The sequence below is a fragment of the Streptomyces sp. NPDC001513 genome, from assembly GCF_042894695.1.
Taxonomy (GTDB): Bacteria; Actinomycetota; Actinomycetes; order Streptomycetales; family Streptomycetaceae; genus Streptomyces.
Genome location: NZ_JBIAVU010000025.1, coordinates 28,518 through 51,876, shown reverse-complemented (window position 1 = coordinate 51,876; position 23,359 = coordinate 28,518). Strand labels below are relative to the sequence as shown.

The window sequence follows — 23,359 nt, the reverse complement described above, 5'->3', positions numbered from 1 at the left end:
CAGCCGCGGATCACTGCTCGCGCAGCGGCACCGAGACGTAGGAGGGGTCGGAGCGCGGCGAGGAGAAGGTCAGCTGCGCCCCGGTGGGGTTGTGCTCGATGTACAGCGGGTCGACGGTGTCGACGACGAGGGCGAGCCGGTGGCCTGCGGGCACGTCGTAGGCGGTGGAGAAGAGCTCCAGGTCCACACCGAACGCCCGGCCCGGCGTACGGTCGTGGAAGGTGTACGGGGCATTGCTGACGAGCTTGCCGATGCCGAGCGGGCCGACGTCGTAGAGGTACGCGACGAAGGTGCCGTCGGCCTTGGTGGGAGTGACGGTGGTGTGCAGGCCGACGGTGCCGCGGACCCGGCGCGCCGTGTCGTGGCGCTCCGACTGCCAGACGGCGGCGAAGGCGCGGGGGAGCAGGGGGATCGAGGCCGTCGGGGGCGCCTTGACGAACTGGTCGAGGATGCTGGAGAGGAAGATGATCCCGCCGTTGGCGCCGGAGTCGACATTGGCGAAGACGTGCTCGCTGTCGGAGAGCGCGATTCTCTCGGTGCCGCCCGAGCCGACCGACTTCCAGTCGGCGTAGCCCTCGTAGCCCCCTTCGCTGCGGGACTTGATCTGCACCGGGGCCTCGGTGTCGACGCCGTTGCGCTCGCCCTTGAGGTAGCGGTCGAACCAGCGGTGGGCGTTGGTCCAGGTGTCGTTGGGCAGACCGAGCAGGCCGGTGCCCTCGGCGGTGGCGTGGTCCCCGGGCCGGAACTCCAGGCGCTTGGGGCCGGTCAGCCGCTCGTAGAACTTCGCGTACTGGTTGGGCGGGAAGATGGTGTCGCCCCAGGCGTTGCCGAGCATGACCGCGGCGCCGTTGGCGTTGATCCGGTCCACCTGCTCGGCGGCCGAACGCTTCCTGCCCCACTCGATCATCTGCTGCTCCCGGTCTAGCCGGGAGCCGAGGAAGTCGCCCAGGATCGACTGGAGTTCGGGTCCGGGGCGGCCGGTGAGGTAGCCGGCGGCGCCGAGCATCCCGGCGGCCTGGAGGTGCTGGGTGCGGCCGGAGTAGATGGACTCGATGAGGTCGGCCCAGCCGCTCATCGCGACCACGGCCTTGATGCGCGGGTCGTGCGCGGAGGCCAGCAGGCTGATGCCGGCGCCGTACGAGACGCCGCCGAGGCCGATGTGGTCCGCGTCGGCGGGGGAGTTGGCCAGGGCCCAGTCGATGACGGCGCTGACGTCGGCGATGTCGGGCGGGCCGGCCACCTCGATCTGCCCGCCGGAGAGCCAGAAGCCGCGGGAGGTGTAACTGACCACGACGTAGCCGGAGTCGGCGAGCTTCCTGGCCTGGGCGATGTATTCGATCTGGGGCATGCCCCAGCTGGTGGGCAGCACGATCAGCGGGTACTTCCGGCCGCTCACCGCACCGGCCGGGGTGAAGACGTTGCCCTTGAGGGTGATGCCGCCGGAGCCGGGGATGTCGTGGAAACGCAGCTCCGGCGAGGCCGCCGGGGCGTCGGCGGCGACCGCCGCGACGGGAGCGGGAGCCGCCTGGGCCTGGTGGGGGGCCAGGCCCAGGGCGGCTGCCGCCAGCAGGGCTGCCACGGCTGCGGCGGTGGTGGTGCGTTCCATCAATCGCTCCTCGCGTACGCCGGGGTTGTCAAAGTGACCCGACGGTAACGGGAGGGGATTACTGGAGGTAACCCGTCAGTAAGTTACGTGGTGGTAACAATTGAACGAGATTCAGTGGGCGGGCGGTTGACGCTCAGCCGTTCTGCGGGGTCCCGTTCGCGGCGCTCTTGGCCTTCCAGGCGTCCCAGGTCAGGTTCCACTCGCCGTAGCCGTTGCCGATGTCGGCGTTGCCCTTGGAGCCCGAGCCCACGACCTCGAGCGGGTCGCCGATCTGGGACTGTGCGAAGAAGCCCTTGGCGTCGGCGTCGCTCATCCCCACGCAGCCGGAACTGCTGTTGGTGCGGCCGAAGTTGGCGTTGTTCCACGGCGCGGCGTGCGCGTACATGCCGGACCAGGTGAGACGCATCGAGTAGTCGACCATCTTGTCGTAGGCGTCGTCCAGGCCCACCGTCTGGGAGTCCATCCGGATGGTGCCCTCCTTCGTCATGATCACCATCTTCCCGGACCAGGACGCCTTCTTGCCGCCGGGAGTGCCGGCCGAGATCGGGATCACCTTCTGTGCCTGGCCGTCCTCGGTCACCGACATCTTCTTGCTGTCGAGGCTGACCTCGATCCGCCGGTCCTTGCCGATCTTGAACTCGGTGTTGTAGTCCTTGGCGAAGAGGCCGCCGCCCTTGCCGGAGTCCACGCCGTTCAGGTTCATCTCGACCTTCACGTCCGTGCCGGACTTCCAGTACTCCTTGGGCCGCCAGTCGACGCGGTCGTTGCCGGAGTAGTCCTTGATCCAGCCCCAGGAGCCCTCGGTGTTGTTCGAGGTGGTGACCTTGAGCTGCTTCTCCACCTCGGCCTTGTTCGCCACCGGGTTGTCGAAGACGATCGACACCGGCATCGCCACGCCCACCGTGCTGCCCTTGGGTATGTTGATCGAGACCTTGTTCACCTTGTCGGCGGCACTGGTCTTGAACTGCGTGGTCGCGCTCTGGCTCTCGGTGTTCTGCGCCTCGACCTTGTACTCGGCGCCGGGCGGGGCGTTGCGCTCCGAGGTCCAGGTGCGGCCGTCGTCGGCTATCTTCCCCGGCAGCTCCGCGCCCTTCGCGTCGGTCACCTTCACCTGGGCCAGCTTGCCTTCGGCGACGGTCACCGTGACGGGCTGGCCCGCCTTGACCTGATCGCCCGTGAGGTTCACCGAGACCGCCATCGCGGCCTTCGGCTTGTCATCGGCCTTGCCCGTCGCACCGCTCCCGCTGTCGCTCCCGCCCGAGCAGGCGGTCAGTGCGGCGGCCAGAAGTGCGGTACCGGCCATGGCGGTGCGGCGTGTGCGGCTCAACGTAAACCCCTCCCAAGAATTAACCGTTCGCAAACCTAGATGCGAACAAGACGACTCTAGGTTGCGCAATCCGCGGAAAAATATCCGCCGGCCGCTTGTGACATGGACCGCAGCAAAACGGTCACCGTCCGGTCACAAACGCCGCGCCGTCCGGTCATGGCCTGCTGTGAGAGTCCTGTGCATCCCGATCCCCGCCGCCCGCCGCGGACGTACAGGAAGGCCGAACAGCCATGTGTGCACTGCTCGTGACCCCCGCCCAGCAGCACCACGACCAGGACCGGGAGCTGACGGTGCGCACCCTGTCCGACCTCGAATACCAGGCGTTCCTTTCCCGGCACGGGCGGGCCAGCTTCCTCCAGTACCCGTCCTGGGCCGCGGTAAAGGACCTCTGGCGGTCGGAAAAGGTCGGATGGCACTACCCCGGCGGCGAAATAGAAGGCGCCGGGCTCGTTCTCTACCGGCAATTCCCCGGCACCCGGAAATACTTCGCCTACCTTCCCGAGGGTCCCGTCGCGGACTGGTCCGACCCGCGCATCGACCGCTGGCTGAAGCCCCTCATGCGCCACATGCGCTCCGCCGGCGCCTTCGCCGTCCGCATCGGCCCCACCCCCGCCTACCGCCGCTGGGACGCGGCCACCGCCAAATCCGGGACCGGGACCGGCCGGCAGATATCCGACGTGCTCGCCACCGAGGTCGACCCGGTGGGCGCCGCCCTCGCCGACCGGCTGCGCACCCGCGGCTGGAAGAGGTGCGGCGGTGAGGACGACGGCGACGCCCAGCCCCGCCACGTCTTCCGCGTGCCGCTGGCCGACCGCTCCCTGGACGACCTGTGGTCGGGCCTGAACCAGGAGTGGCGGCGCAACGTGCGCAAGGCCGCGAAGGCCGGCGTGGAGACGGTCCTCGGCACCTCCGCCGACCTGCCCGAATTCTACCGGTTGTTGCGCATCACCGAGGAGCGCGACGGCTTCCGGCTCGGCCGCTCCCTCGCGTACTACGAGCAGCAGTACCGGGTCCTGAACGCGGAGCAGCCCGGCCGCATGCGCCTCTACCTGGGCATCCACCGGGGCGAGATCCTCGCCGCCCACACGATGATCGTCGCCGGGAAGCGGGTCTGGTACCAGACCGGAGCCTCCGCCGACCACCGGCGTGAGGTGCGTCCCAGCAACGCCCTGCAGTGGCGCATGATGTGCGACGCGCACGCCCTCGGCGCGGAGGAGTACGACATGCGCGGGGTACCCTCCACCCTTGACCCCGACGAACGATCTTTCGGGCTGCTGCGCTGGAAGCTCGGCACCGGCGGGCAGGTCGTCGAAACGCTCGGCGAATGGGAGACCCCGATGGACGGCGTGGCCAACACGGCGCTCTACAAGGCGTTCCAGGCCTACCTGGCCCGTCGGTGACGGCCACCGACGCCCGGCATACCGCCGCCGAGGCCGACGGCGGCCCGGCAGCGGGCAAGACCTCGGTGCTGCGCAGCGGCGCGCTCATGGCGGCCGGTTCGATCGTCTCCCGCGCCACCGGCTTCATCCGCTCCGCCGTGGTCGTCGCGGCGCTGGGCACCGGACTGCTCGGCGACGGCTACGCCGTCGCCAACACCGTCCCGAACATCCTCTACATGCTGCTCATCGGCGGCGCCCTGAACGCCGTCTTCGTCCCCGAACTGGTGCGGGCCGCCAAGGAACACGCCGACGGCGGCTCCGCCTACACCGACCGCCTGCTCACCGCCTGCACCGTCGCGCTCCTCGCGCTCACCGCCACGGCGGTCCTCGCCGCCCCGCTGATCATCTCGGCGTACACCGACTACAGCGGCGCCCAGGCGAGCACCACCGAGGCCCTCGCCCGGTACTGCCTGCCGCAGATCCTCTTCTACGGGCTGTTCACCCTGCTCGGCCAGGTGCTGAACGCCCGCGGCCGGTTCGGCGCGATGATGTGGACCCCGGTCCTCAACAACTTCGTGATCATCGCCGTCTTCGGGCTGTTCCTGTACGTCTCCCACGACGCCGCGGACGGCCTCACCGCCGCCGAGACCCGCCTGCTGGGTCTCGGCACCACCGCCGGCATCGTCGTCCAGGCCCTCGCCCTGGTCCCCTCGCTGCGCTCCGCCGGGTTCCGCTGGCGCCCCCGCTTCGACTGGCGCGGCAGCGGCCTCGGTCGCCCGCTGCGCAACGCGGGCTGGCTGGTCATGCTCGTCCTCACCAACCAGATCGCCTACTGGGTCGTCACCCGGCTGTCCACCGCCACCGGACAGCACGCCGTCGAAGCCGGCCTCGCGGGCGGCGCCGGCTACACCGCCTACAGCAACGCCTACCAGCTGTGGATCGTCCCCCAGGGCATCATCACCGTCTCCCTCGTCACCGCCCTGATGCCCCGGATGAGCGCCGCCGCGTCCGACGGCGACCTCGGCGCGATACGCCGGGACGTCTCCTACGCGCTGCGCTCCAGCGCCGCCCTCGTCGTCCCTGCCGCCGCGCTCTTCGCCGCCCTCGCCCCCTGGGTGATGGGCAGCGTCTTCGAGTACGGCCGCACCGGCGCCGCCGACATCGAGGTCATGGCGGGCATGCTCATGGCCTTCGCCCCCGGCCTGATCGCCTTCTCCGCGCAGTACGTGCTCTCGCGCGGCTTCTACGCCCTCTCCGACACCCGCACCCCGTTCTTCCTGAACCTGGTCATCGCCGCGCTGAACGCCGGGCTGTCCGCCGCCGCGTACTTCCTGCTGTCCCCGCGCTGGGCGGTCACCGGCATGGCCGCGGCCTCCTCCCTCGCCTTCCTCGCGGGCGCCGCCGTGACCGCGTACACCCTCTCCCGCCGGCTCGGCCCGCGCGCGGGCACCCGTACCGAGCGGCGCGCCACGGCCGTACGGACCCACCTGCGGCTCCTGGTCGCCTGCGTCCCGGCGGCCGCCGCCGGGTACGCCGCCGCCCGGGCCGCCGAAGGCCTCGGCGATTTCGTGGCGGTCGGGGCGGGAACCGCGGCCCTCGCTCTCGTCGTCGTCGTTCTCGCCCGGCCGTTGCGCCTGACGGAGATCACCGACCTGCTGGACTCCCTGCGGCGGAAGGTCGGCCGATAGCGGGAGGAAGCGCAACACAACGACTTGGCATACTGACCGGATGCCACGTGTACTGCTGATCGAGGACGACCCGTCCATCCGGGAGGGCGTGGGTCTGGGCCTGCGCCGCCGCGGCCACGAAGTGAGCTCCGCCGAGACCGGCGAGGAGGGGCTCGCCCTGATGGCGGGCTTCCGCCCGGAACTCGTCCTCCTCGACCTGATGCTGCCCGGCATGAACGGGGTGCAGGTCTGCCACCGCATTCGCGAGACCAGCGAGGTGCCGATCATCATGCTCACCGCGCGCGGCGACGACTTCGACATAGTCATCGGCCTGGAGGCCGGCGCCGACGACTACATCGTGAAACCCGCCCGCACCGAGGTCATCGAAGCCCGCATCAAGGCCGTACTGCGCCGACTCAGCGACCCCGTGGGAACCCGCAACGAGATCGCGGTCCACGGCGAACTCGCCATCGACCGCGCCGGGCTGACCGTCGCCAAGAACGGCGAGCGCGTCGCCCTCGCCCCCAGCGAGATCAAGCTCCTGCTGCACCTGTCGGCCTCGCCCGAGCAGGTCTTCTCCCGCCAGCAGCTCCTCGAGTACGTCTGGGACCACAGCTACCACGCCGACTCCCGGCTCGTGGACGCCTGCGTCCGCCGGCTGCGCCACAAGATCGAGGACCCCGCCGGCAGCCCCCGCTACATACAGACCGTGCGGGGCTTCGGCTACCGCTTCGGTCCCCTGTAGGCCGCGGTGCGACGCATAGCACCGCTCGGGCTGCGCACCCGGCTGATAGCGGCCTTCCTGCTGGTCGCCGCGATCAGCGCGGTGACCACCGCCGCCCTGACCTACCAGCAGGCGCGCAACGCCATCCTCAAACAGACCCAGGACACCGCGGTCAACACCCTGCGGGACCAGATCGAGCAGCAGGAGATCCGCCTCCCCCTGACCCAGCCCGAGCTCCAGCGCATCGTCACCGAGCTCGGCAAACGCGGCAAACCCCACCCGTGGATCATCTTCGGCGAGTACGGCGGGCTGCGCGTCTCCACCAACCCGGGCACACCCACCTCCACCGTCATCACCGACAGCCTGCGCGAGAAGGTCCGCAACAACCAGTACGCCGCCTTCCAGCGCGCCGAGGACCAACGCGGCAACCCGTGGCTCACGATCGGCGTCCCCGCCCTCTTCGAGCACAACGGCTACACCGAATCCACCGGGGCCGTCTTCTACGCCAGCGTCCCGCTCTCCACCGAGAAGCAGACCGTCGAAGCCATGGTCGAGGCCGCCCAGCAGGGCGCCGTCCCGGGGCTGGCCATCGCCATCGTCCCCGCGCTGCTCGCCGCCCGCAGCGTGCTGCGGCCGGTCCGCGACATGCGCCGGGCCGCCCAGCACCTCGGCCGCGGCCGCCTCGACACCCGCATCGAGGTCCGCGGCGCCGACGAACTCGCCGGACTCGCCCGCACCTTCAACGAGACCGCCCGCGCCCTGGAACAGTCCGTCAGCGAACTGCAGGACGCCGAGACCCGCGCCCGCCGCTTCGCCTCCGACGTCTCCCACGAACTGCGCACCCCGCTCGCCGGGATGCTCGCCGTGACCGAGGTCCTCGACGAGGACGCCTCGCGCCTCGACGCCGACACCGCCAAGGCCCTGCGCCTGGTCAGCGCCGAGACCGGCAAACTCGCCGTCCTCGTCGAGGACCTGATGGAGATCTCCCGCTTCGACGCCCGCGCCGCCGAGCTCAACCTCGACGACGTCGACATCGCCGAAGCCGTGCGCAAGACCCTCGAACGACGCCACTGGGACGACGAGCGCGTCGTCACCCGGCTGCCGGACCAGGTGCGCGCCCGGCTCGACCCCCGCCGCTTCGACGTGGTCCTCGCCAACCTCGTGGGCAACGCCCTGCGGCACGGCGGCGCCCCCGTACGGATCACCGTACGGACCGCACCGGGCGCGGACGGCGAACGGCTGCTCATCGACGTCGCCGACAGCGGGCCCGGCATCGCCCCCGAGGTGCTGCCGCACATCTTCGACCGCTTCTTCAAGGCCGACGCGGCCCGGACCCGCTCCGCGGGCAGCGGCCTCGGACTCGCCATCACCCTCGAGAACGTCCGCCTGCACGGCGGCACCCTCCGGGCGGGCAACGGGCCCACCGGGGGAGCGCTGTTCACCCTCGACATGCCGCTGGAGGCCCGCCAATGAGAGGGCGCAAGACGAGAGCCCGGGCCACGGCGGCCACGGCCGCGCTGGCGGGCTGCGCCCTGCTGCTCACCGGATGCGGGATCAAACGCACCGGGGTGATCGAGAGCGGCCACGCCGCCACCGTCAAGGTCACCAACGGCAAGAACGCCGCCTTCCTCTACTACGTCTCCAAAGAAGGCGACCGGCTCGTGGCGGTCCCGTTAGTGATCAACCCCGAGTACACCCTCGCGCCCGTGCCGCTCGTGCGGCTGCTGCTGCACGGCCCCGTCCCGTCGGCCCAGGAGGCCGGCCTCACCACGGAACTGCCCCAGGTGCCCGACGGGCAGGAGCAGGCGGTCACCGTGACCCCGTACGCGCCGGGCAAGGGGCTGACGGTCCACGTGCCGTTCGCCGTGGGCAGCCTGTCGGACATGGCCCGCAACCAGTTGGTGTGCACCGTCGGCACCTCCGCCGTGCCGGACGTCGTCACCCAGGTCACCCTGCACGGCAGCGACACCATCCTCCCGGCCGCCGAGTGCACCCAGCGGTGACGCGTGGGTGCGGCCGGCCGACGCGGTCGGCCGCACCCCTTGCGGGCGGGGCCGCGCACCCGTCACGGTGACCCCATGGATCACGCCGCGGACGTACCGGACGTCTTCGACCCCCGGATCTACGCCGAGGGCATCCCGCACGACCGCTACCGGCTGCTGCGCGAGCACCATCCGGTGGCCTGGCAGCCGGAGCCGGAGATCCAGGGCTGGCCGGCGGGCCCCGGGTTCTGGGCCGTCACCCGGCACTCCGACGTCGTGCGCGTCCTGCGCGACCACCGGACGTACTCCTCCCGGATCGGCGCCACCCAGATCCGCGACCCCGACCCGGCCGACCTGCCGTTCCTGCGGCGCACCATGCTCAACCAGGACCCGCCGGAGCACGGCGGGCTGCGCCGGCTCGTCTCCCGCGCCTTCACCCCGGCCCGCGTCGACGCGTTCGCCGCCCGGGTACGGGAACGCGCCCGCGCCCTGCTGGCCGCCGCACGGGACGGCGCCGAGGACGGCGCCGCCGACCTCGTGCGCACCGTCACCGACGAATACGCGCTGCTGAACCTCACCGACCTGCTGGGCGTCCCGGCCGCCGACCGCGCCCTGCTGCTGGAGTGGACCGTACGGATCATCGGCTACCAGGACCCCGAGGACGCCCCGGCGCCCGTGCCCGGCCCGGACGGCAAACCCCTCAACCCGCGCTCCCCGGCACTGCTCGGCGAGATGTTCGCGTACGCCCGCGAACTGGCCGCCCACAAGCGCGCGCACCCCGGCGACGACCTGATGACCGCGCTGGCCGAGGCCGGACTCGACCCGGCCGAACTGGAGATGTTCTTCTTCCTGCTGACCGTCGCCGGCAACGACACCGTGCGCAGCGCCGCCCCCGGCGGCCTGCTCGCCCTGGCGGGGGACCGGGACGCCTACCGCCGGCTCGTCGGCGGCCGGGTCCCCGTGGACCGGGCCGTCGACGAACTCCTGCGCGTCCACCCACCGGTGCTGAGCTTCCGCCGCACCGCCGCCGTCGACACCGAACTGGCCGGGCGGCAGGTCCGGGCCGGGGACAAGGTGGTGGTCTTCCACGCCTCCGCCAACCACGACGAGCGGGTTTTCACCGACCCGGGCCGCCTCGACCTCGGCCGGACGCCCAATCCGCACGTCTCCTTCGGGGACGGCCCGCACGTCTGCCTCGGCGCCCACTTCGCCCGGCTCCAGCTGCGGATCCTCTACGAGGAGTGGTGCGCGTCCATGCCCGCACCGGAACTGGCGGGCCCGCCGCGCCGGTTGGTGTCGAACTTCATCAACGGGATCACGCGGCTGCCGGTACGGGTGTCAGGGCGGGCCGGGTGACATCGGCCACGAGCTCGGTCACATCGGGGCCGTACGCCTGGGAGTTGATCACCTTCAGGATCAGGCAGAAGGAATCGGTGTCGTACTTGCGGGCCAACTGCTTGTGGTTGCGCGCCAGATAGCGGGCGGCCGCCTGGTTGCTGACCGCCGTCTGCCCGGACAGCAGGAACACCGGCCGGCCGCCCTCCCCGCCCGCCAGCCTGGCCAGCACCACGTGCTCCACCCGGTCCTTGACCCACCGGTAGCTCTCGCCGCCCACCTGGATCGCGCCCCGGTCCTCGTGCTCCTGGCTGTCGATGTTCACCCGGACCCCCGGCAGCATCGAGGCCAGGTGCGCCACGGTACGGGTGTTGGAGGTCGGGCCGCCGACGCAGAACTCGGCGCGCTCGCCGAAGCCCTGCCGCGCCTCGTCGTGCGTGACGATCTGGACGTTCGCCCCGCAGTCCTTGATCAGCGCGGATATCTCCAGCAACGCGAAGGCGTCGTTGCGGTGCACCGACGATTCCTTGCCGCCCATCTGCCGGTTGACCACGAAGAGGCAGTCGGATCCGGTCGGCAGGCCGAAGAACACCTGCTTGCGGCGCAGCGTGCGGCGCCACAGATAGGTCCGGGAGAACCAGCCGAACCCGCCGCTGAGGGCGGTGGCAATCACCCCGAGCACGATGTTGCGCACGTCGTCGTTCATGCGGCGGATGGTAGCGGCCGCCAGGCCTTCCTGACGCGGGGGGTGCGGTGAAGTTACGCTGCGCGGGCCAGGCCTGACCGGCCGTCGACTGGAGGAACCGGATGCGTGGTCCCGCCGCACGTCAGTTAGCGCTCGTCGCCCTCGCCGGAGCGCTCGTCTCCACCGGGGCCGCGGCCCCGCCCACCCAGGGGACCCCACCGGCCAAAGTGCCGGTCGCCGCGGGCTACGGCGGGGCCGTCGCCAGCGTCGACGCGGACGCCTCCGCCGCGGGCATCGCCGTCCTGCGCTCCGGCGGCAACGCGGTGGACGCGGCGATCGCCACCGCCGCCGCGCTGGGGGTGACCGAGCCCTACTCGGCGGGCATCGGCGGAGGCGGCTACCTCGTCTACTACGACGCGCGCACGCGCCGGGTGCACACCATCGACGGCCGCGAGACCGCCCCCGCCACGGCCACCGAGACCCTGTTCCAGGAGAACGGCGTCCCCATCCCCTTCGCCGAGGGCCAGACCAGCGGCCTGGGCGTCGGCGTCCCCGGCACCCCGGCCACCTGGACGAGCGCCCTCGACGCGTGGGGTACCCGCCCGCTGCGCCACCTGCTCAAGCCCGCCGAGAAACTGGCCCGCGACGGCTTCACGGTGGACGGCACCTTCCGGGCCCAGACCGAGCTCAACGAGGCCCGCTTCAGGGACTTCCCGGACACCTCGAAGCTCTTCCTGCCCGGCGGCGCCCTGCCGGTGGTCGGCTCCACCTTCAAGAACCCGGACCTGGCCGACACCTACGCCGAACTGGCCCGCAAGGGCACGGGCGCGCTCTACCGCGGCCCGATCGCCGACGAGATCGTCCGAGCCGTCCGCAAGCCCCCGGTGGACCCGGCGGCGACGCGGATCGTCCGCTCCGGCGACCTGACCACCCGCGACCTGCGCGCGTACGCCACCAAGCGGCAGGACCCGACCCGGGTGGGGTACCGCGGCCTGGACGTCTACGGCATGGCGCCCTCCTCCTCCGGCGGCACCACCGTCGGCGAGGCCCTGAACATCCTGGAGGGCACCGACCTCTCGAAGCTCTCCGAGACGCAGTACCTGCACCGGTTCATCGAGGCCTCGCGGATCTCCTTCGCCGACCGGGGCCGCTGGGTCGGCGACCCGGCCGCCGCGAGCGTGCCGACGCGCGAGCTCCTCTCCCAGCGCTTCGCCGACTCGCGCGCCTGCCTGATCAAGCCGGACCGTACGCTGACCAGCCCGCTCGCCCCCGGCGACCCGCGCAGCCCGGTGCCGTGCGCCACCACCGGGCAGGCCGCCCCGACCACGTACGAGGGGGAGAACACCACGCACCTGACGGTCGCCGACCGCTGGGGCAACGTGGTGTCCTACACCCTGACCATCGAGTCCACCGGCGGCAGCGCCATCACCGTGCCGGGCCGCGGATTCCTGCTGAACAACGAACTCACCGACTTCTCCTTCGCCCCGGCCGCGCCCGGGGTCCCGGACCCGAACCTGCCCGGCCCGGGCAAGCGGCCGCGCTCCTCCATGTCCCCGACGATCGTGCTGGAGGACGGCCGGCCGGTGCTCGCCGTGGGCTCGCCGGGCGGCGCCACCATCATCACCACCGTCCTGCAGACCCTCATCGGCCACCTGGACCGGAGCCTGCCGCTGGTCGACGCGATCGCCGCGCCGCGCGCCAGTCAGCGCAACCAGGCCACCACCGAGCTGGAGCCGGGCCTGTGGAACAGCCCGCTCCGCGCCTCGCTGGAGGCACTCGGCCAGGGCTTCCGCCAGAACCCGGAGATCGGGGCCGCCACCGGTGTCCAGCGCCTGCCCGACGGCCGCTGGCTGGCGGCGGCCGAGACCAGCCGCCGCGGCGGCGGCTCGGCCATGGTGGTCCACCCGCACGGCAGGCCGTAGTCCTCAGGGGGCGGTGAGGATCCTCGGGCCCTCGTCGGTGATCGCGACCGTGTGCTCCGAGTGCGCGGCGCGGCTGCCGTCGACGGTGCGCAGGGTCCAGCCGTCCCCGTCGCACCGGTAGTCGTCGGTACCGCCCGCGATCAGCATCGGCTCGATGGCGAGGACCATGCCGGGGCGCAGCTTCATGCCGCGTCCCGGCGGGCCCTCGTTGGGCACGCCCGGGTCCTCGTGCATGGCGCGGCCGATGCCGTGGCCGCCGAAGCCGTCCGGGACGCCGTACCCGGCGGCGCGGCAGACCGTGCCGACGGCGTGGGCGATGTCCCCGATCCTGTTGCCGGGGACGGCGGCGGCGATCCCGGCCGCGAGGGCCGCCTCGGAGGTCTCGATCAGCCGCAGGTCGGCCGGGCGGGCCCGGCCGACGGTGAAGCTCACCGCGGCGTCCCCGACCCAGCCGCGGAGCTTCGCCCCGCAGTCGATGCTGACCAGGTCGCCGTCGCGCAGCCGGTACCCGTCGGGGATGCCGTGCACGATCGCGTCGTTGACCGAGGCGCACACCACACCGGGGAAGGGCACCGGCGCGAACTCCGGCCGGTAGCCCAGGAAGGGCGAGGTCGCGCCCTCCTCGTCCAGCACCCCGCGGGCCACCCGGTCCAGGTCCAGCAGGGTCATCCCGACGCGCGCGGCCTCCCGTACGGCGGCCAGGGCGCGGCCGACCACCCGGCCCGCGGCGCGCATCTCGTCGATCTCTCGGTCCGTCTTCAGTTCCACCATGCCAATAACTATACCGGTATAACAATGACGGGATAGTTATTGGCCTCCGGGGGTAGGATGACCGCATGGTCCGTACCCCCCTCACCCCCGAAGAGCGCGAGCGCGGCGAGCGGCTCGGCGCCCTGTTGCGCGAGGCGCGCGGCGGCCGCAGCATGGTCGAGGTCGCGGCCGGCGCGGGACTCTCCGCCGAGACCCTCCGCAAGATCGAGACCGGCCGGGCGCCCACGCCCGCCTTCTTCACGGTCGCCGCGCTCGCAGGCGCCCTCGGGCTCTCGCTGGACGACCTGCTGACGCGCTCCGCCGTCGTTCCGGCCTGACGCAGGACCGGTCCGTCCGGGCGGGCCGGCGGGCCGAACGGCCCAATCGGCGGTGGGAGCGCCGGGGCGCGGGGCAAGCGTGAAGGCGTGTCAGCCACGAACGCATCCCAGCGACTCGGTTTCGGAATCCTCGGCGGCCTCCTCGCGGGCGGCCTGCTGCTCGCGGCGTGCGCCGTCCCCGACGGCCCGGCACGCCCCGACGAGGAGAGCCGCGCCCCCTCGAAGACGGCCCGCGGCCCGGCCGCGGCGAACGGAAGAACGCCCCCGCCCCCACCGGGCGGCCCCCGGGACTAGGGTCGCGGCATGGATCTCGAGGAACTCGGCAGAGCGCGCTACATCAGCCTCACCACCTTCCGCAAGGACGGCACGCCCGTGGCGACGCCGGTCTGGGCGGTGGCCGACGGGGGTGAGCTGTACGTGTGGACGCGTACCGAAACGTGGAAGGTCAAGCGCATCCGCAACAACGGGCGGGTCACCGTCACCGCGTGCGACGTGCGCGGGCGCGTCCGGGAGGGGGCGCCGGTGCACGAGGGCGAGGCCCGGCTGCTCGACGAGACGGGGCTGCGGCGGGTGCGGAAGCTGATGTCGCGCAAGTACACCTGGCAGTACTGGTTGGTGGACGTGCCCGCCACCCTGGCGCGGCGCGGGAAGCGGCCGCACACCGCGATCGCCGTCAAGCTTTGAGACTCCCGTAGCCCGCCCGTAACACGGGTGGGGTCCAATGCGGTCATGGAGACCGCGACTTCACTGGCGATCAGTCAACTCTCCGGATATTTGCGGGGGTTGACCCAGAGGCTGGATCCCGGGGCAGGCTGGTACGGGGAGTTCCTGCGCCGGGATCCGGAGGGCATGCGGGCCTGTCTTGAGGGGGCCGCGATGCCGCCGTGGGACGTGGTGGAGTCGCTGCTGAGGGACCTGGCGGGGGCGCGGGGCGCGGAGTCCGCGGCGCGGGAGACCGTATACGCGGCGCAGCTGCGGACGGCGGCCGTCACCGTGTGGGACCGGCTGCCGGGCGGCGAGCAGGAGCTGCGGACCCTGCTCGCGGCGTCCGCCGCCCAGCGCTCCGAGTCGGAGACGGCCCTGCGGAACCTGACGGAGCGGCTCTCCGTCTCCGCCGGCCCGGCGGAGACGGACGCCCTGACCCGCGAACTCTCCTGGACCCAGGACGACGTGGCCCGCGCCGCAGGCCGCCACGAGGACCTGGCCGCCCGCCTGACCTCCCTGCGGACCACCCCCTTACCCGCCGTCCCCCGCCAGCGCACCCAGCCGTCCGCCTGGCCCCAGGCCCACCAACCGGCCGACGGGTCCGAAGCACCGGCCGGATGGACCGCGGCTCCGCCCGTGCCGGGAGACCGGTCGGCCGACGGGAGCGGGGCGCCGGTGGGGCGGGCCGAGGGGCGGTGGCTGCGCGGGGGGCGGCGGGCCGGGGGCGCCCGGTACGCCGGGTCGGCGGCGCCCGAGGTGCCGGCCTTCACCCCGCCGCCCGGGCAGCCGGCCGACGCGGGTGGGCCGGGGCCCGACGGCCCGGGGGAGGAACACGGCCGGCCCGCCCCGCGCGGGGCCCGGTTCGGCCGTCCCCGGCCGGAGCCCGTGCCGCCGGAGCCCGTGCCGCAGCCGCGCGAGGCGGCCGCGGCAGCGGCTGCGGCAGTGGGCGGCGAAGACGCGTCCCGCTCCCCGGCCGCGGCCGGGACCGCGCGGGCCGTCGCCGCCGAACTGCTCGAGCTGCGCGCACAGGGCCGCACCGGGGAGGCACACGTGCTGCTGTGCGAGGCCGCCGCCGGGCCCGCCGAGCGGCTGCCCGGGCTGGCCGCCGAGCTGGCCCGCGCCGGGCTCGCGGCCGACTGGTCCACCCTGCTGTGGGAGGCGGGCTCGCTCCCGCCCGCGCAGCTCGCGGCGGCCGCCGCGGCCCTCGGCGAGGCCGGCCGGGACGCCGACTGCGATGCCCTGCTGCGCCAGGGGGTGGCCCGCCCCGCCGCCGAGGTCGCGGAGGCCGCGCTCGCCCTCGGCGACGCCGGTCGCGTCCGCGAGGCCGACACCCTGCTCGGCGCGTTCGTCCGGGTCCGCACCGCGGAGGAGGCGGCCGGGCTGGCCCGCCGCGACCCGCAGTGGTTCGCCCCGCGCCTGCTCCAGGCGGCCCGCGCCCTCCCCGGCTCCCGCCACCGCGACCTCGTCCACGCCTTGCGGGTGGCCGGCATCGGAGCGGGCTGAGGCGGTGCGGGGTGCGGGGTGCGGGGTCGGGTGGGGGCCGGTTGTGCGGGTTGGCTGCGCCGCTTGGGCGGGGCTTCGGGTGGGGGCCGGCTGTACCGGGGCCGGGCGCGCGCCGGGGCGTCTCCTCGGGCGCCGAACGTTTCGGGGGGTCGGAGTGCGGAGGCTTGTTGTGTTCGGCGCCCTGCGGGGATCACCCCGACACACACCCGACCCCGGCCCATCCGGCCCGGCTGCGCAGATCCTTCAGCCCTGCCGCACCAACTCCAGCCTGGCCGCACCTTCCAGCTTCGCGGCACAAATTCAGCTTCGCCGCACACATTCAGCCTCGGCCGCACAAATTCAGCCTCGCCGGCGTTTGAGGCGCGGGGTCCGGGGCGGAGCCCCGATCTTTGAGCCGCACCATCCAATTCGGCCGCACCATCCAACCCGCTCACCATCCAGCCCCGCCCGCACAATCCAGCCCCTCCGGCGTTTGAGGAGCGGGTCCGGGCTGCGGGGCGGAGCCCCGGAGGCGGCGGCGTCCGGTCCGACAAGCTCCCCCGAACCCGCCCGTCTGCTGACCGCAATCGACCGCGGGGCGACGTAACCTGATCGACTACTCCAACAGCGCACGGCGGTCTTGCCCCACGCTGTGACGGGGCCTACGTTCTACTCCCTACGGACATCATCTACGTGCGTAGAACTCGGCGTTCCCGTCGCGAGGAGCAGCTCATGGCCCAAGTCGTCCGCGCCGCGCTGGTCCAGGCCACCTGGACCGGAGACACCGAATCGATGATCGCCAAACACGAGGAGCACGCCCGCCGGGCCGCCGCCCAGGGGGCAAAGATCATCGGCTTCCAGGAGGTGTTCAACGCCCCCTACTTCTGCCAGGTCCAAGAGCCCGAGCACTACCGCTGGGCCGAGGCCGTCCCCGACGGCCCCACCGTCCGCCGTATGCAGGAGCTCGCCCGCGAGACCGGCATGGTCATCGTCGTTCCGGTCTTCGAGCTGGAGAGCGAGGGCTTCTACTACAACACCGCCGCCGTCATCGACGCCGACGGCAGCTACCTGGGCAAGTACCGCAAGCACCACATCCCCCAGGTCAAGGGCTTCTGGGAGAAGTACTACTTCCGCCCGGGCAACCTCGGCTGGCCCGTCTTCGACACCGCCGTCGGGAAGGTCGGCGTCTACATCTGCTACGACCGCCACTTCCCCGAGGGCTGGCGCGCCCTGGGCCTGGCCGGGGCCCAGCTGGTCTACAACCCCTCCGCCACCCACCGGGGCCTGTCCTCCTACCTGTGGCAGCTGGAGCAGCCCGCCTCCGCCGTCGCCAACGAGTACTTCGTCGCCGCGATCAACCGCGTCGGCCAGGAGGAGTACGGCGACAACGACTTCTACGGCACCAGCTACTTCGTCGACCCGCGCGGCCGGTTCGTCGGCGACGTCGCCAGCGACAAGGAGGAGGAACTCCTCGTCCGCGACCTGGACTTCGACCTGATCAAGGAGGTCCGCGACCAATGGGCCTTCTACCGGGACCGCCGCCCCGACGCCTACGGAGGGCTCGTACAGCCGTGACCGACCCCACCCCGCTCCACAGCCGCCACCGCACCGTCCTGCCCGACTGGCTCGCGCTCTACTACAAGCACCCCATCGAGCTCACCCACGGCGAGGGCCGCCACGTCTGGGACGCCGACGGCAACCGCTACCTCGACTTCTTCGGCGGCATCCTCACCACGATGACCGCCCACGCCCTGCCCGAGGTCACCAAGGCCGTCTCCGAACAGGCCGGGCGGATCATCCACTCCTCCACCCTGTACCTGAACCGGCCGATGATCGAGCTGGCCGAGCGGGTCGCCGCCCTGTCCGGCATCCCCGACGCCCGGGTCTTCTTCACCACCTCCGGCACCGAGGCCAACGACACCGCCCTGCTGCTCGCGACGACGTACCGCCGCTCCAACCAGATCCTGGCGATGCGCAACAGCTACCACGGCCGGTCCTTCTCCACCGTCTCCATCACCGGCAACCGCGGCTGGTCCCCGACCAGCCTCTCGCCGCTCCAGACGTACTACGTGCACGGCGCCGTCCGCAGCCGCGGCCCCTTCGCCCACCTCTCCGACGCCGACTTCACCGCCGCGGCCGTCGCCGACCTGGAGGACGTGCTCGGCCAGGCCCGCGGGGGAGTGGCCGCCCTCCTCGCCGAACCGATCCAGGGCGTCGGCGGTTTCACCTCCCCGCCCGACGGCCTGTACGGGGCCTTCCGCGAGGTCCTGGACCGCCACGGCATCCTGTGGATCAGCGACGAGGTGCAGACCGGCTGGGGCCGTACCGGCGAGCACTTCTGGGGCTGGCAGGCGCACGCCCAGAACGGCCCGCCCGACATCCTCACCTTCGCCAAGGGCATCGGCAACGGCATGTCCATCGGCGGCGTGGTCGCCCGCGCCGAGGTGATGAACTGCATCGACTCCAACTCCATCTCCACCTTCGGCGGTTCCCCGGTCACCATGGCGGCCGGCGTCGCCAACCTCGCCTACCTGCTGGAGCACGACCTCCAGGGCAACGCCCGCCGCGTAGGCGGCCTGCTCCTGGACCGGCTCCGCGCCGTCGCCGCGCACGCACCCGCCGTACGGGAGGTCCGCGGCCGGGGCCTGATGGCCGGGCTGGAGCTGACGAAGCCCGGCACCGACGAGGCCGACCCGGACGCCGCCTCCGCCGTCCTGGAAGCGGCCCGCGAACGCGGTCTGCTGCTCGGCAAGGGCGGCGGGTACAACACCAGCGTGCTGCGCATCGCGCCGCCCCTGTCCCTCACCGTCGCCGAGGCGGAAGAGGGCGCCGAGATCCTCGAACAGGCCTTGCGCAGCATCGAGTAGGGGGACTCCCATGAGCATCCGCACCCTGATCCGCGGCGGCCTCGTCATCACCGCCGCCGACGAAGTGCACGCGGACGTCCTGATCGAGGACGGCCGCGTGGCGGCCATCGCCGCACACGGCTCGGCGGCCGCCGAGGTCTGGACGGCCGACCGTACGATCGACGCGAGCGGGAAGTACGTGATCCCGGGCGGGGTCGACGCCCACACCCACATGGAACTCCCCTTCGGCGGCACCTCCGCCTCGGACACCTTCGAGACCGGAACCCGGGCCGCCGCCTGGGGCGGCACCACCACCATCGTCGACTTCGCCGTGCAGAGCGTGGGCCACTCCCTGCGCGAGGGACTCGACACCTGGTACGCCAAGGCCGACGGCAACTGTGCCGTCGACTACGCCTTCCACATGATCCTCTCGGACGTCAACGAGGGCACCCTGAAGGAGATGGACCTCCTCGTCGGGGAGGGCGTCACCTCGTTCAAGCTGTTCATGGCCTACCCGGGCGTCTTCTACAGCGACGACGGGCAGATCCTGCGCGCCATGCAGCGGGGCGCCTCCAACGGCGGGCTGATCATGATGCACGCCGAGAACGGCATCGCGATCGACGTCCTCGTCGAACAGGCCCTGGCGCGCGGGGAGACCGACCCCCGCCACCACGGCGAGGTCCGCAAGGTGCTCCTCGAAGCCGAGGCCACCCACCGCGCGATCCAGCTCGCGCGGGTCGCCGGCGCGCCGCTGTACGTGGTCCACGTGTCGGCGGAGGAGGCGGTGGCCGAGCTGGCCGCCGCCCGCGACAAGGGCCTGCCCGTCTTCGGGGAGACCTGCCCGCAGTACCTGTTCCTGTCCACCGACAACCTCGAAGAGCCCGATTTCCAGGGCGCCAAGTACGTCTGCTCCACGCCGCTGCGACCGAGGGAGCACCAGGCGGCCCTGTGGCGGGGGCTGCGGACCAACGACCTCCAGGTGGTCTCCACCGACCACTGCCCGTTCTGTTTCCGTGGCCAGAAGGAGCTCGGCCGCGGGGACTTCTCCAAGATCCCCAACGGACTGCCCGGCGTGGAGAACCGCATGGACCTCCTCCACCAGGCCGTCCTGGACGGGCACATCAGCCGCCGCCGCTGGATCGAGATCGCCTGCGCGACCCCGGCCCGGATGTTCGGCCTCTACCCCCAGAAGGGCACGATCGCGCCGGGCTCCGACGCCGACATCGTCCTCTACGATCCGCACGCCGAGCAGGTCATCTCCGCCGAGACGCACCACATGAACGTGGACTACTCGGCGTACGAGGGCAAGCGGATCACCGGACGCGTCGACACGGTGCTGTCGCGGGGCGAACTCGTCATCGACCAGCGCGAATTCACCGGCCGGGCGGGCCACGGGGCCTTCATCCCCCGCTCCACCTGCCAGTACCTGTAAGCGTCAAGGAGCCGCCCCATGGACTTCGGCCTCGTCCTGCAAACCGACCCGCCCGCCTCGCAGGTCATCAGCCTCATGCGCCGCGCCGAGCGCAACGGCTTCCGCTACGGCTGGACCTTCGACTCCGCGGTGCTGTGGCAGGAGCCGTTCGTCATCTACAGCCAGATCCTGGAACACACCCGCAAGCTGCACGTGGGCCCCATGGTCACCAACCCGGGCACCCGCACCTGGGAGGTCACCGCCTCCACATTCGCCACCCTCAACGACATGTTCGGCAACCGCACCGTCTGCGGGATCGGCCGCGGTGACTCGGCGATGCGGGTCGCCGGGCGCCAGCCCAACACCCTGGCCCGGCTCGGCGAGGCCATCGACGTCATCCGGGACCTCGCCGAGGGCCGCGAGGCGCTGGTCGACGGCAACCCGGTCCGGCTGCCGTGGGTCCGCGAGGGCCGGCTGCCGGTGTGGATGGCGGCGTACGGGCCGAAGGCCCTCGCCCTGGCCGGGCAGAAGGCGGACGGGTTCATCCTCCAGCTCGCCGACCCGTACCTCACCGAGTGGATGGTCAAGTCGGTCCGCGAGGCCGCCGCCGAGGCCGGCCGCGATCCGGCCGCGATCACCATCTGCGTGGCGGCCCCCGCGTACGTGGGCGAGGAGCTCGCGCACGCCCGCGACCAGTGCCGCTGGTTCGGCGGAATGGTCGGCAACCACGTCGCCGACCTCGTCACCCGCTACGGCGAGCACTCCTCGATGGTGCCCGACGAACTCACCGAGTACATCAAGGCCCGTCAGGGGTACGACTACAGCCACCACGGCCGCGCCGGGAACCCGTCCGCGGACTTCGTCCCCGACGAGATCGTCGACCGCTTCTGCCTCCTGGGCCCGGCCGAGGCCCACATCGAGAAGCTCCGGGTCCTGCGCGACCTCGGCGTCGACCAGTTCGCCGTGTACGACATGCACGACGCGCGCGAGGCCACGATCGACGCGTACGGCCAGTACGTCATCCCGGCCATGAACCGCTGAAGCGGCTCGGTCCTCGCCGACGGTCGTCCACCCGGCCCGGGATGTCGGGCCGGGTGGCGGCCGCGTGGCGGCGGGACCGGGCGGTCGGGATCAGCCGCAGGCGACGTTGTCCACGGGCCGTCCGGCCTGGTGGTCGTTGTCGGGGCTGTTCTCCCACAGGATCATCGATATGCAGTGGCCATTGGTGCCGGTCTGGGTCACCGGCCCCGCGTACGAGGCGAACTGGCCCTCGTTCTCCTTGGGCCCGCTCTTGCCCGGCACCTTCATGGAAATCGACATGTAGTGCCGCGTCCCGGCCCACTTCTTCGCCACGAGGACGGCGCAATTGGTTCCGCCGTTGGCGCTCGAGTAATAGAGGTAACTCGTGGACCAGACGCCATCGGATCCCTGCAGGTCGTAGGACCCCACCTGGGAACCGGAGCATCCGTATCCGCCCGCGTAGGCGCTGGGCGCCGTCGCGAGAATCGCGGTTCCGGTCATCGTGGCGAGGGCCGCCAGTGTGGCGAGAGATCTACGCATGGGGAACCCTTTGCTCCAGTTACTGGGAATATCCGGTTCCATATAGTGGCTGACCGGCTATGACAGCACTCTAGGCTTGCGAAAGCACAGGAAGAAAAGGTTCCCTGCGAACCTGACGCGATTGCACTGTATGAATCAAGCCAACCGGCGCGGCCGGCGGCTCGGAATTCCGAACCGCCGGACCGTTCTAGGCCTTGCGGCGGCCGAGGCCGAGGCCCACCAGGAGGGCCGCCGCGATCACGATCGCCGCGTCCACCGCGAGGACCGTGCGCACCCCGTCGAAGAGCGAGGCCCCGGTGGTGGCCAGCACCCCGAGCAGCGGGATGCCGATGGTGATGCCGACCTGCTGGGTGGTGGTGACCAGGCCGGTCGCCAGCCCCTGCTCCTCGTCGGGCACGCCGCTCGTCACCACCACTCCGTACGAGACGATCGCGCCGAGGTGGCACATGCTGGCCAGCGAGACGGCCGCGGTCGCCAGCAGGGCGCCCGACCCCGTGCCCACGCCGAGCAGCGCGACGCCCAGCAGGCCCTGGCCGAGCAGCGAGCCGACCAGGGTGCGGCGGGCCCCGAAGCGGCCGATCACCTTCGAGGCGTACGAACCGGCGACGACGGAGGCGATGCCCTGGACGCCGAAGACCAGACCCGTCCGGAAGGACGACAGCTCCAGGGTCTCCTGGAGGTAGAGGGTCAGCACGAAGACGACCGTCGACATCATCGAGAACGTCACCAGACCGCCGATGTTGCCCCACGCGATCGTGCGCCGCTTCAGCATCGGCAGGGAGACCAGCGGCGCCGGGGACTTCGACTCCACCGCGACGAACGCGGCGAGCAGGGCGAGTCCGGCCACCAGCGTGCCCCAGACGTCCGGCTCGCCGAATCCGCGCTGGGCCGCCGTCGTCAGGGCGTAGATCAGCGCCAGCAGTCCGCCGGTGACGGTGACGGCGCCGGGCACGTCCAGGCGCGGCCGCTCGGCGGTGCGCGATTCCGGCAGCAGGCCCGGGGCGAGGACCAGGACCACCACCGAGGCGACCGCGAGCAGGCCCATCGTGGAGCGCCAGCCCAGGGTGTCGGTCATGACACCGCCGAGCACCATGCCCACGGTGAAGCCGAGGGACAGCAGGGTGCCGGAGATGCCCAGCGCCTTGTCGCGCAGCGGGCCCTCGGGGAAGGTCGTGGTCAGCAGGGACATGCCGGTGGGCACGATGACCGCCGCGCCCAGCCCCTGCAGGGCGCGCCCGGTCAGGAAGGACGCCGGGTCCCAGGCGAGGGTGGCGAGCACCGAGGCCGCGCCGAAGAGCGCGAGGCCGGTGAGGAAGAGCTTCTTGCGGCCGTACAGGTCGGCGATCCGGCCGAACAGGAGGAGGAAGCCGCCGGAGGGCAGTGCGAACGCGGTGACCGCCCACTGGAGGGCGGACCGGTCAAGGCCCAGGTCCGCGCCGAGCACCGGCAGGGCGACGTTCAGGACGGAGAAGTCGAGCGCCACCATGAACTGGGCGGCGCAGAGGACGAAGAGGACCAGCCGGGCCCGTCCGGAGAGCCGGGTGTCGTCGGGGGTCGCCGGGCGCGGCCCGGTGGTCGTGGGGTGTGTGTCGATCGCCATGGCCACTACCTTCGTGGCCCGGGAATGTCCGTGCAGAGTG

21 protein-coding genes are annotated in these 23,359 nt (G+C 72.1%); 15 read left to right on the top strand and 6 right to left on the bottom strand.

The genetic code is table 11. The features are described from left to right. Positions 1-10 precede the first annotated feature (10 nt). Together ACFYZ4_RS38610 and ACFYZ4_RS38605 are read right to left on the bottom strand one after the other, a co-directional pair. Positions 11-1,606, bottom strand: coding sequence for a CocE/NonD family hydrolase (locus tag ACFYZ4_RS38610; protein ID WP_390786201.1), 1,596 nt, complete (start codon positions 1,604-1,606; stop codon positions 11-13). A 133-nt stretch (positions 1,607-1,739) separates the two neighbouring features. Beyond that, positions 1,740-2,909: an Ig-like domain-containing protein gene (locus ACFYZ4_RS38605; RefSeq protein ID WP_351292670.1), complete on the bottom strand. Its 1,170-nt coding sequence runs from the start codon at positions 2,907-2,909 to the stop codon at positions 1,740-1,742. A gap of 254 nt (positions 2,910-3,163) precedes the next feature. Between ACFYZ4_RS38605 and ACFYZ4_RS38600 the strand changes: the two genes are divergently transcribed. From ACFYZ4_RS38600 to ACFYZ4_RS38575, 6 genes are all read left to right on the top strand, one after another. Next, a complete protein-coding gene (locus tag ACFYZ4_RS38600; RefSeq protein WP_351292640.1) occupies positions 3,164-4,333 on the top strand; it encodes a peptidoglycan bridge formation glycyltransferase FemA/FemB family protein in 1,170 nt (389 codons plus the stop codon). Then, the gene (gene murJ, locus ACFYZ4_RS38595) at positions 4,330-6,000 is read left to right on the top strand and encodes a murein biosynthesis integral membrane protein MurJ (protein ID WP_390786200.1); all 1,671 of its coding nucleotides are present in this window, start codon (positions 4,330-4,332) and stop codon (positions 5,998-6,000) included. The genes ACFYZ4_RS38600 and murJ overlap by 4 nt, the downstream gene beginning before the upstream one ends. 40 nt (positions 6,001-6,040) lie before the next feature. Next, positions 6,041-6,724 carry a response regulator transcription factor gene (locus ACFYZ4_RS38590; RefSeq protein WP_351292636.1) on the top strand — a complete coding sequence of 228 codons (684 nt, stop codon included), beginning with the start codon at positions 6,041-6,043 and terminating at the stop codon, positions 6,722-6,724. 6 nt (positions 6,725-6,730) lie between these two features. After that, positions 6,731-8,176 (top strand): ATP-binding protein, encoded by a 1,446-nt coding sequence (locus ACFYZ4_RS38585; protein WP_351292634.1) that lies wholly within the window; start codon positions 6,731-6,733, stop codon positions 8,174-8,176. Next, positions 8,173-8,706, top strand: a complete 534-nt coding sequence (locus ACFYZ4_RS38580; RefSeq protein ID WP_351292632.1) for a hypothetical protein — start codon at positions 8,173-8,175, stop codon at positions 8,704-8,706. Before ACFYZ4_RS38585 ends, ACFYZ4_RS38580 begins: the two co-directional genes overlap by 4 nt. A gap of 75 nt (positions 8,707-8,781) precedes the next feature. Next, the gene (locus tag ACFYZ4_RS38575; RefSeq protein WP_390786199.1) at positions 8,782-10,041 is read left to right on the top strand and encodes a cytochrome P450; all 1,260 of its coding nucleotides are present in this window, start codon (positions 8,782-8,784) and stop codon (positions 10,039-10,041) included. Here the strand turns inward: ACFYZ4_RS38575 and ACFYZ4_RS38570 are convergent. Further along, positions 10,001-10,726, bottom strand: coding sequence for a hypothetical protein (locus ACFYZ4_RS38570; RefSeq protein WP_351292628.1), 726 nt, complete (start codon positions 10,724-10,726; stop codon positions 10,001-10,003). The two genes, ACFYZ4_RS38575 and ACFYZ4_RS38570, sit on opposite strands and share 41 nt — an antisense overlap. Before the next feature lie 101 nt (positions 10,727-10,827). On the opposite strand from ACFYZ4_RS38570, the gene ggt reads away from it, so the two are divergent. Beyond that, the gene (ggt, locus tag ACFYZ4_RS38565) at positions 10,828-12,627 is read left to right on the top strand and encodes a gamma-glutamyltransferase (protein ID WP_390786198.1); all 1,800 of its coding nucleotides are present in this window, start codon (positions 10,828-10,830) and stop codon (positions 12,625-12,627) included. A gap of 3 nt (positions 12,628-12,630) precedes the next feature. Here the strand turns inward: ggt and map are convergent, their stop codons facing one another. Further along, complete coding sequence (map, locus tag ACFYZ4_RS38560) at positions 12,631-13,398, bottom strand: type I methionyl aminopeptidase (protein ID WP_351292624.1); 768 nt, start codon at positions 13,396-13,398, stop codon at positions 12,631-12,633. A 65-nt stretch (positions 13,399-13,463) separates the two neighbouring features. Between map and ACFYZ4_RS38555 the strand changes: the two genes are divergently transcribed. The 8 genes from ACFYZ4_RS38555 to ACFYZ4_RS38520 all read left to right on the top strand — a co-directional run bounded on the left by ACFYZ4_RS38555 (position 13,464) and on the right by ACFYZ4_RS38520 (position 21,200). After that, the gene (locus tag ACFYZ4_RS38555) at positions 13,464-13,715 is read left to right on the top strand and encodes a helix-turn-helix domain-containing protein (RefSeq protein ID WP_390786197.1); all 252 of its coding nucleotides are present in this window, start codon (positions 13,464-13,466) and stop codon (positions 13,713-13,715) included. Positions 13,716-13,802: 87 nt separating this feature from the next. Continuing rightward, entirely contained in the window at positions 13,803-14,009 is a 207-nt protein-coding gene (locus ACFYZ4_RS38550; protein ID WP_351292620.1) for a hypothetical protein, read from the top strand. A 9-nt stretch (positions 14,010-14,018) separates the two neighbouring features. Continuing rightward, positions 14,019-14,399, top strand: coding sequence for a PPOX class F420-dependent oxidoreductase (locus ACFYZ4_RS38545; RefSeq protein ID WP_351292618.1), 381 nt, complete (start codon positions 14,019-14,021; stop codon positions 14,397-14,399). Between the two features lie 99 nt (positions 14,400-14,498). Next, positions 14,499-15,923 (top strand): hypothetical protein, encoded by a 1,425-nt coding sequence (locus tag ACFYZ4_RS38540; RefSeq protein ID WP_390786196.1) that lies wholly within the window; start codon positions 14,499-14,501, stop codon positions 15,921-15,923. 711 nt (positions 15,924-16,634) lie between these two features. Continuing rightward, the gene (locus ACFYZ4_RS38535; RefSeq protein WP_351292614.1) at positions 16,635-17,477 is read left to right on the top strand and encodes a nitrilase-related carbon-nitrogen hydrolase; all 843 of its coding nucleotides are present in this window, start codon (positions 16,635-16,637) and stop codon (positions 17,475-17,477) included. Further along, positions 17,474-18,769 carry an aspartate aminotransferase family protein gene (locus ACFYZ4_RS38530; RefSeq protein WP_390786195.1) on the top strand — a complete coding sequence of 432 codons (1,296 nt, stop codon included), beginning with the start codon at positions 17,474-17,476 and terminating at the stop codon, positions 18,767-18,769. The genes ACFYZ4_RS38535 and ACFYZ4_RS38530 overlap by 4 nt, the downstream gene beginning before the upstream one ends. A 10-nt stretch (positions 18,770-18,779) precedes the next feature. Continuing rightward, a complete protein-coding gene (gene hydA / locus ACFYZ4_RS38525; protein ID WP_390786194.1) occupies positions 18,780-20,180 on the top strand; it encodes a dihydropyrimidinase in 1,401 nt (466 codons plus the stop codon). An 18-nt stretch (positions 20,181-20,198) separates the two neighbouring features. Then, a complete protein-coding gene (locus ACFYZ4_RS38520; RefSeq protein WP_390786193.1) occupies positions 20,199-21,200 on the top strand; it encodes a TIGR03842 family LLM class F420-dependent oxidoreductase in 1,002 nt (333 codons plus the stop codon). 90 nt (positions 21,201-21,290) lie between these two features. Here ACFYZ4_RS38520 and ACFYZ4_RS38515 read toward each other — a convergent pair whose 3' ends face one another. Both ACFYZ4_RS38515 and ACFYZ4_RS38510 read right to left on the bottom strand, forming a co-directional pair. Then, entirely contained in the window at positions 21,291-21,719 is a 429-nt protein-coding gene (locus ACFYZ4_RS38515) for a hypothetical protein (RefSeq protein ID WP_390786192.1), read from the bottom strand. A 187-nt stretch (positions 21,720-21,906) separates the two neighbouring features. Further along, entirely contained in the window at positions 21,907-23,319 is a 1,413-nt protein-coding gene (locus ACFYZ4_RS38510) for an MFS transporter (RefSeq protein WP_351292604.1), read from the bottom strand. Between the last annotated feature and the right edge of the window lie 40 nt (positions 23,320-23,359).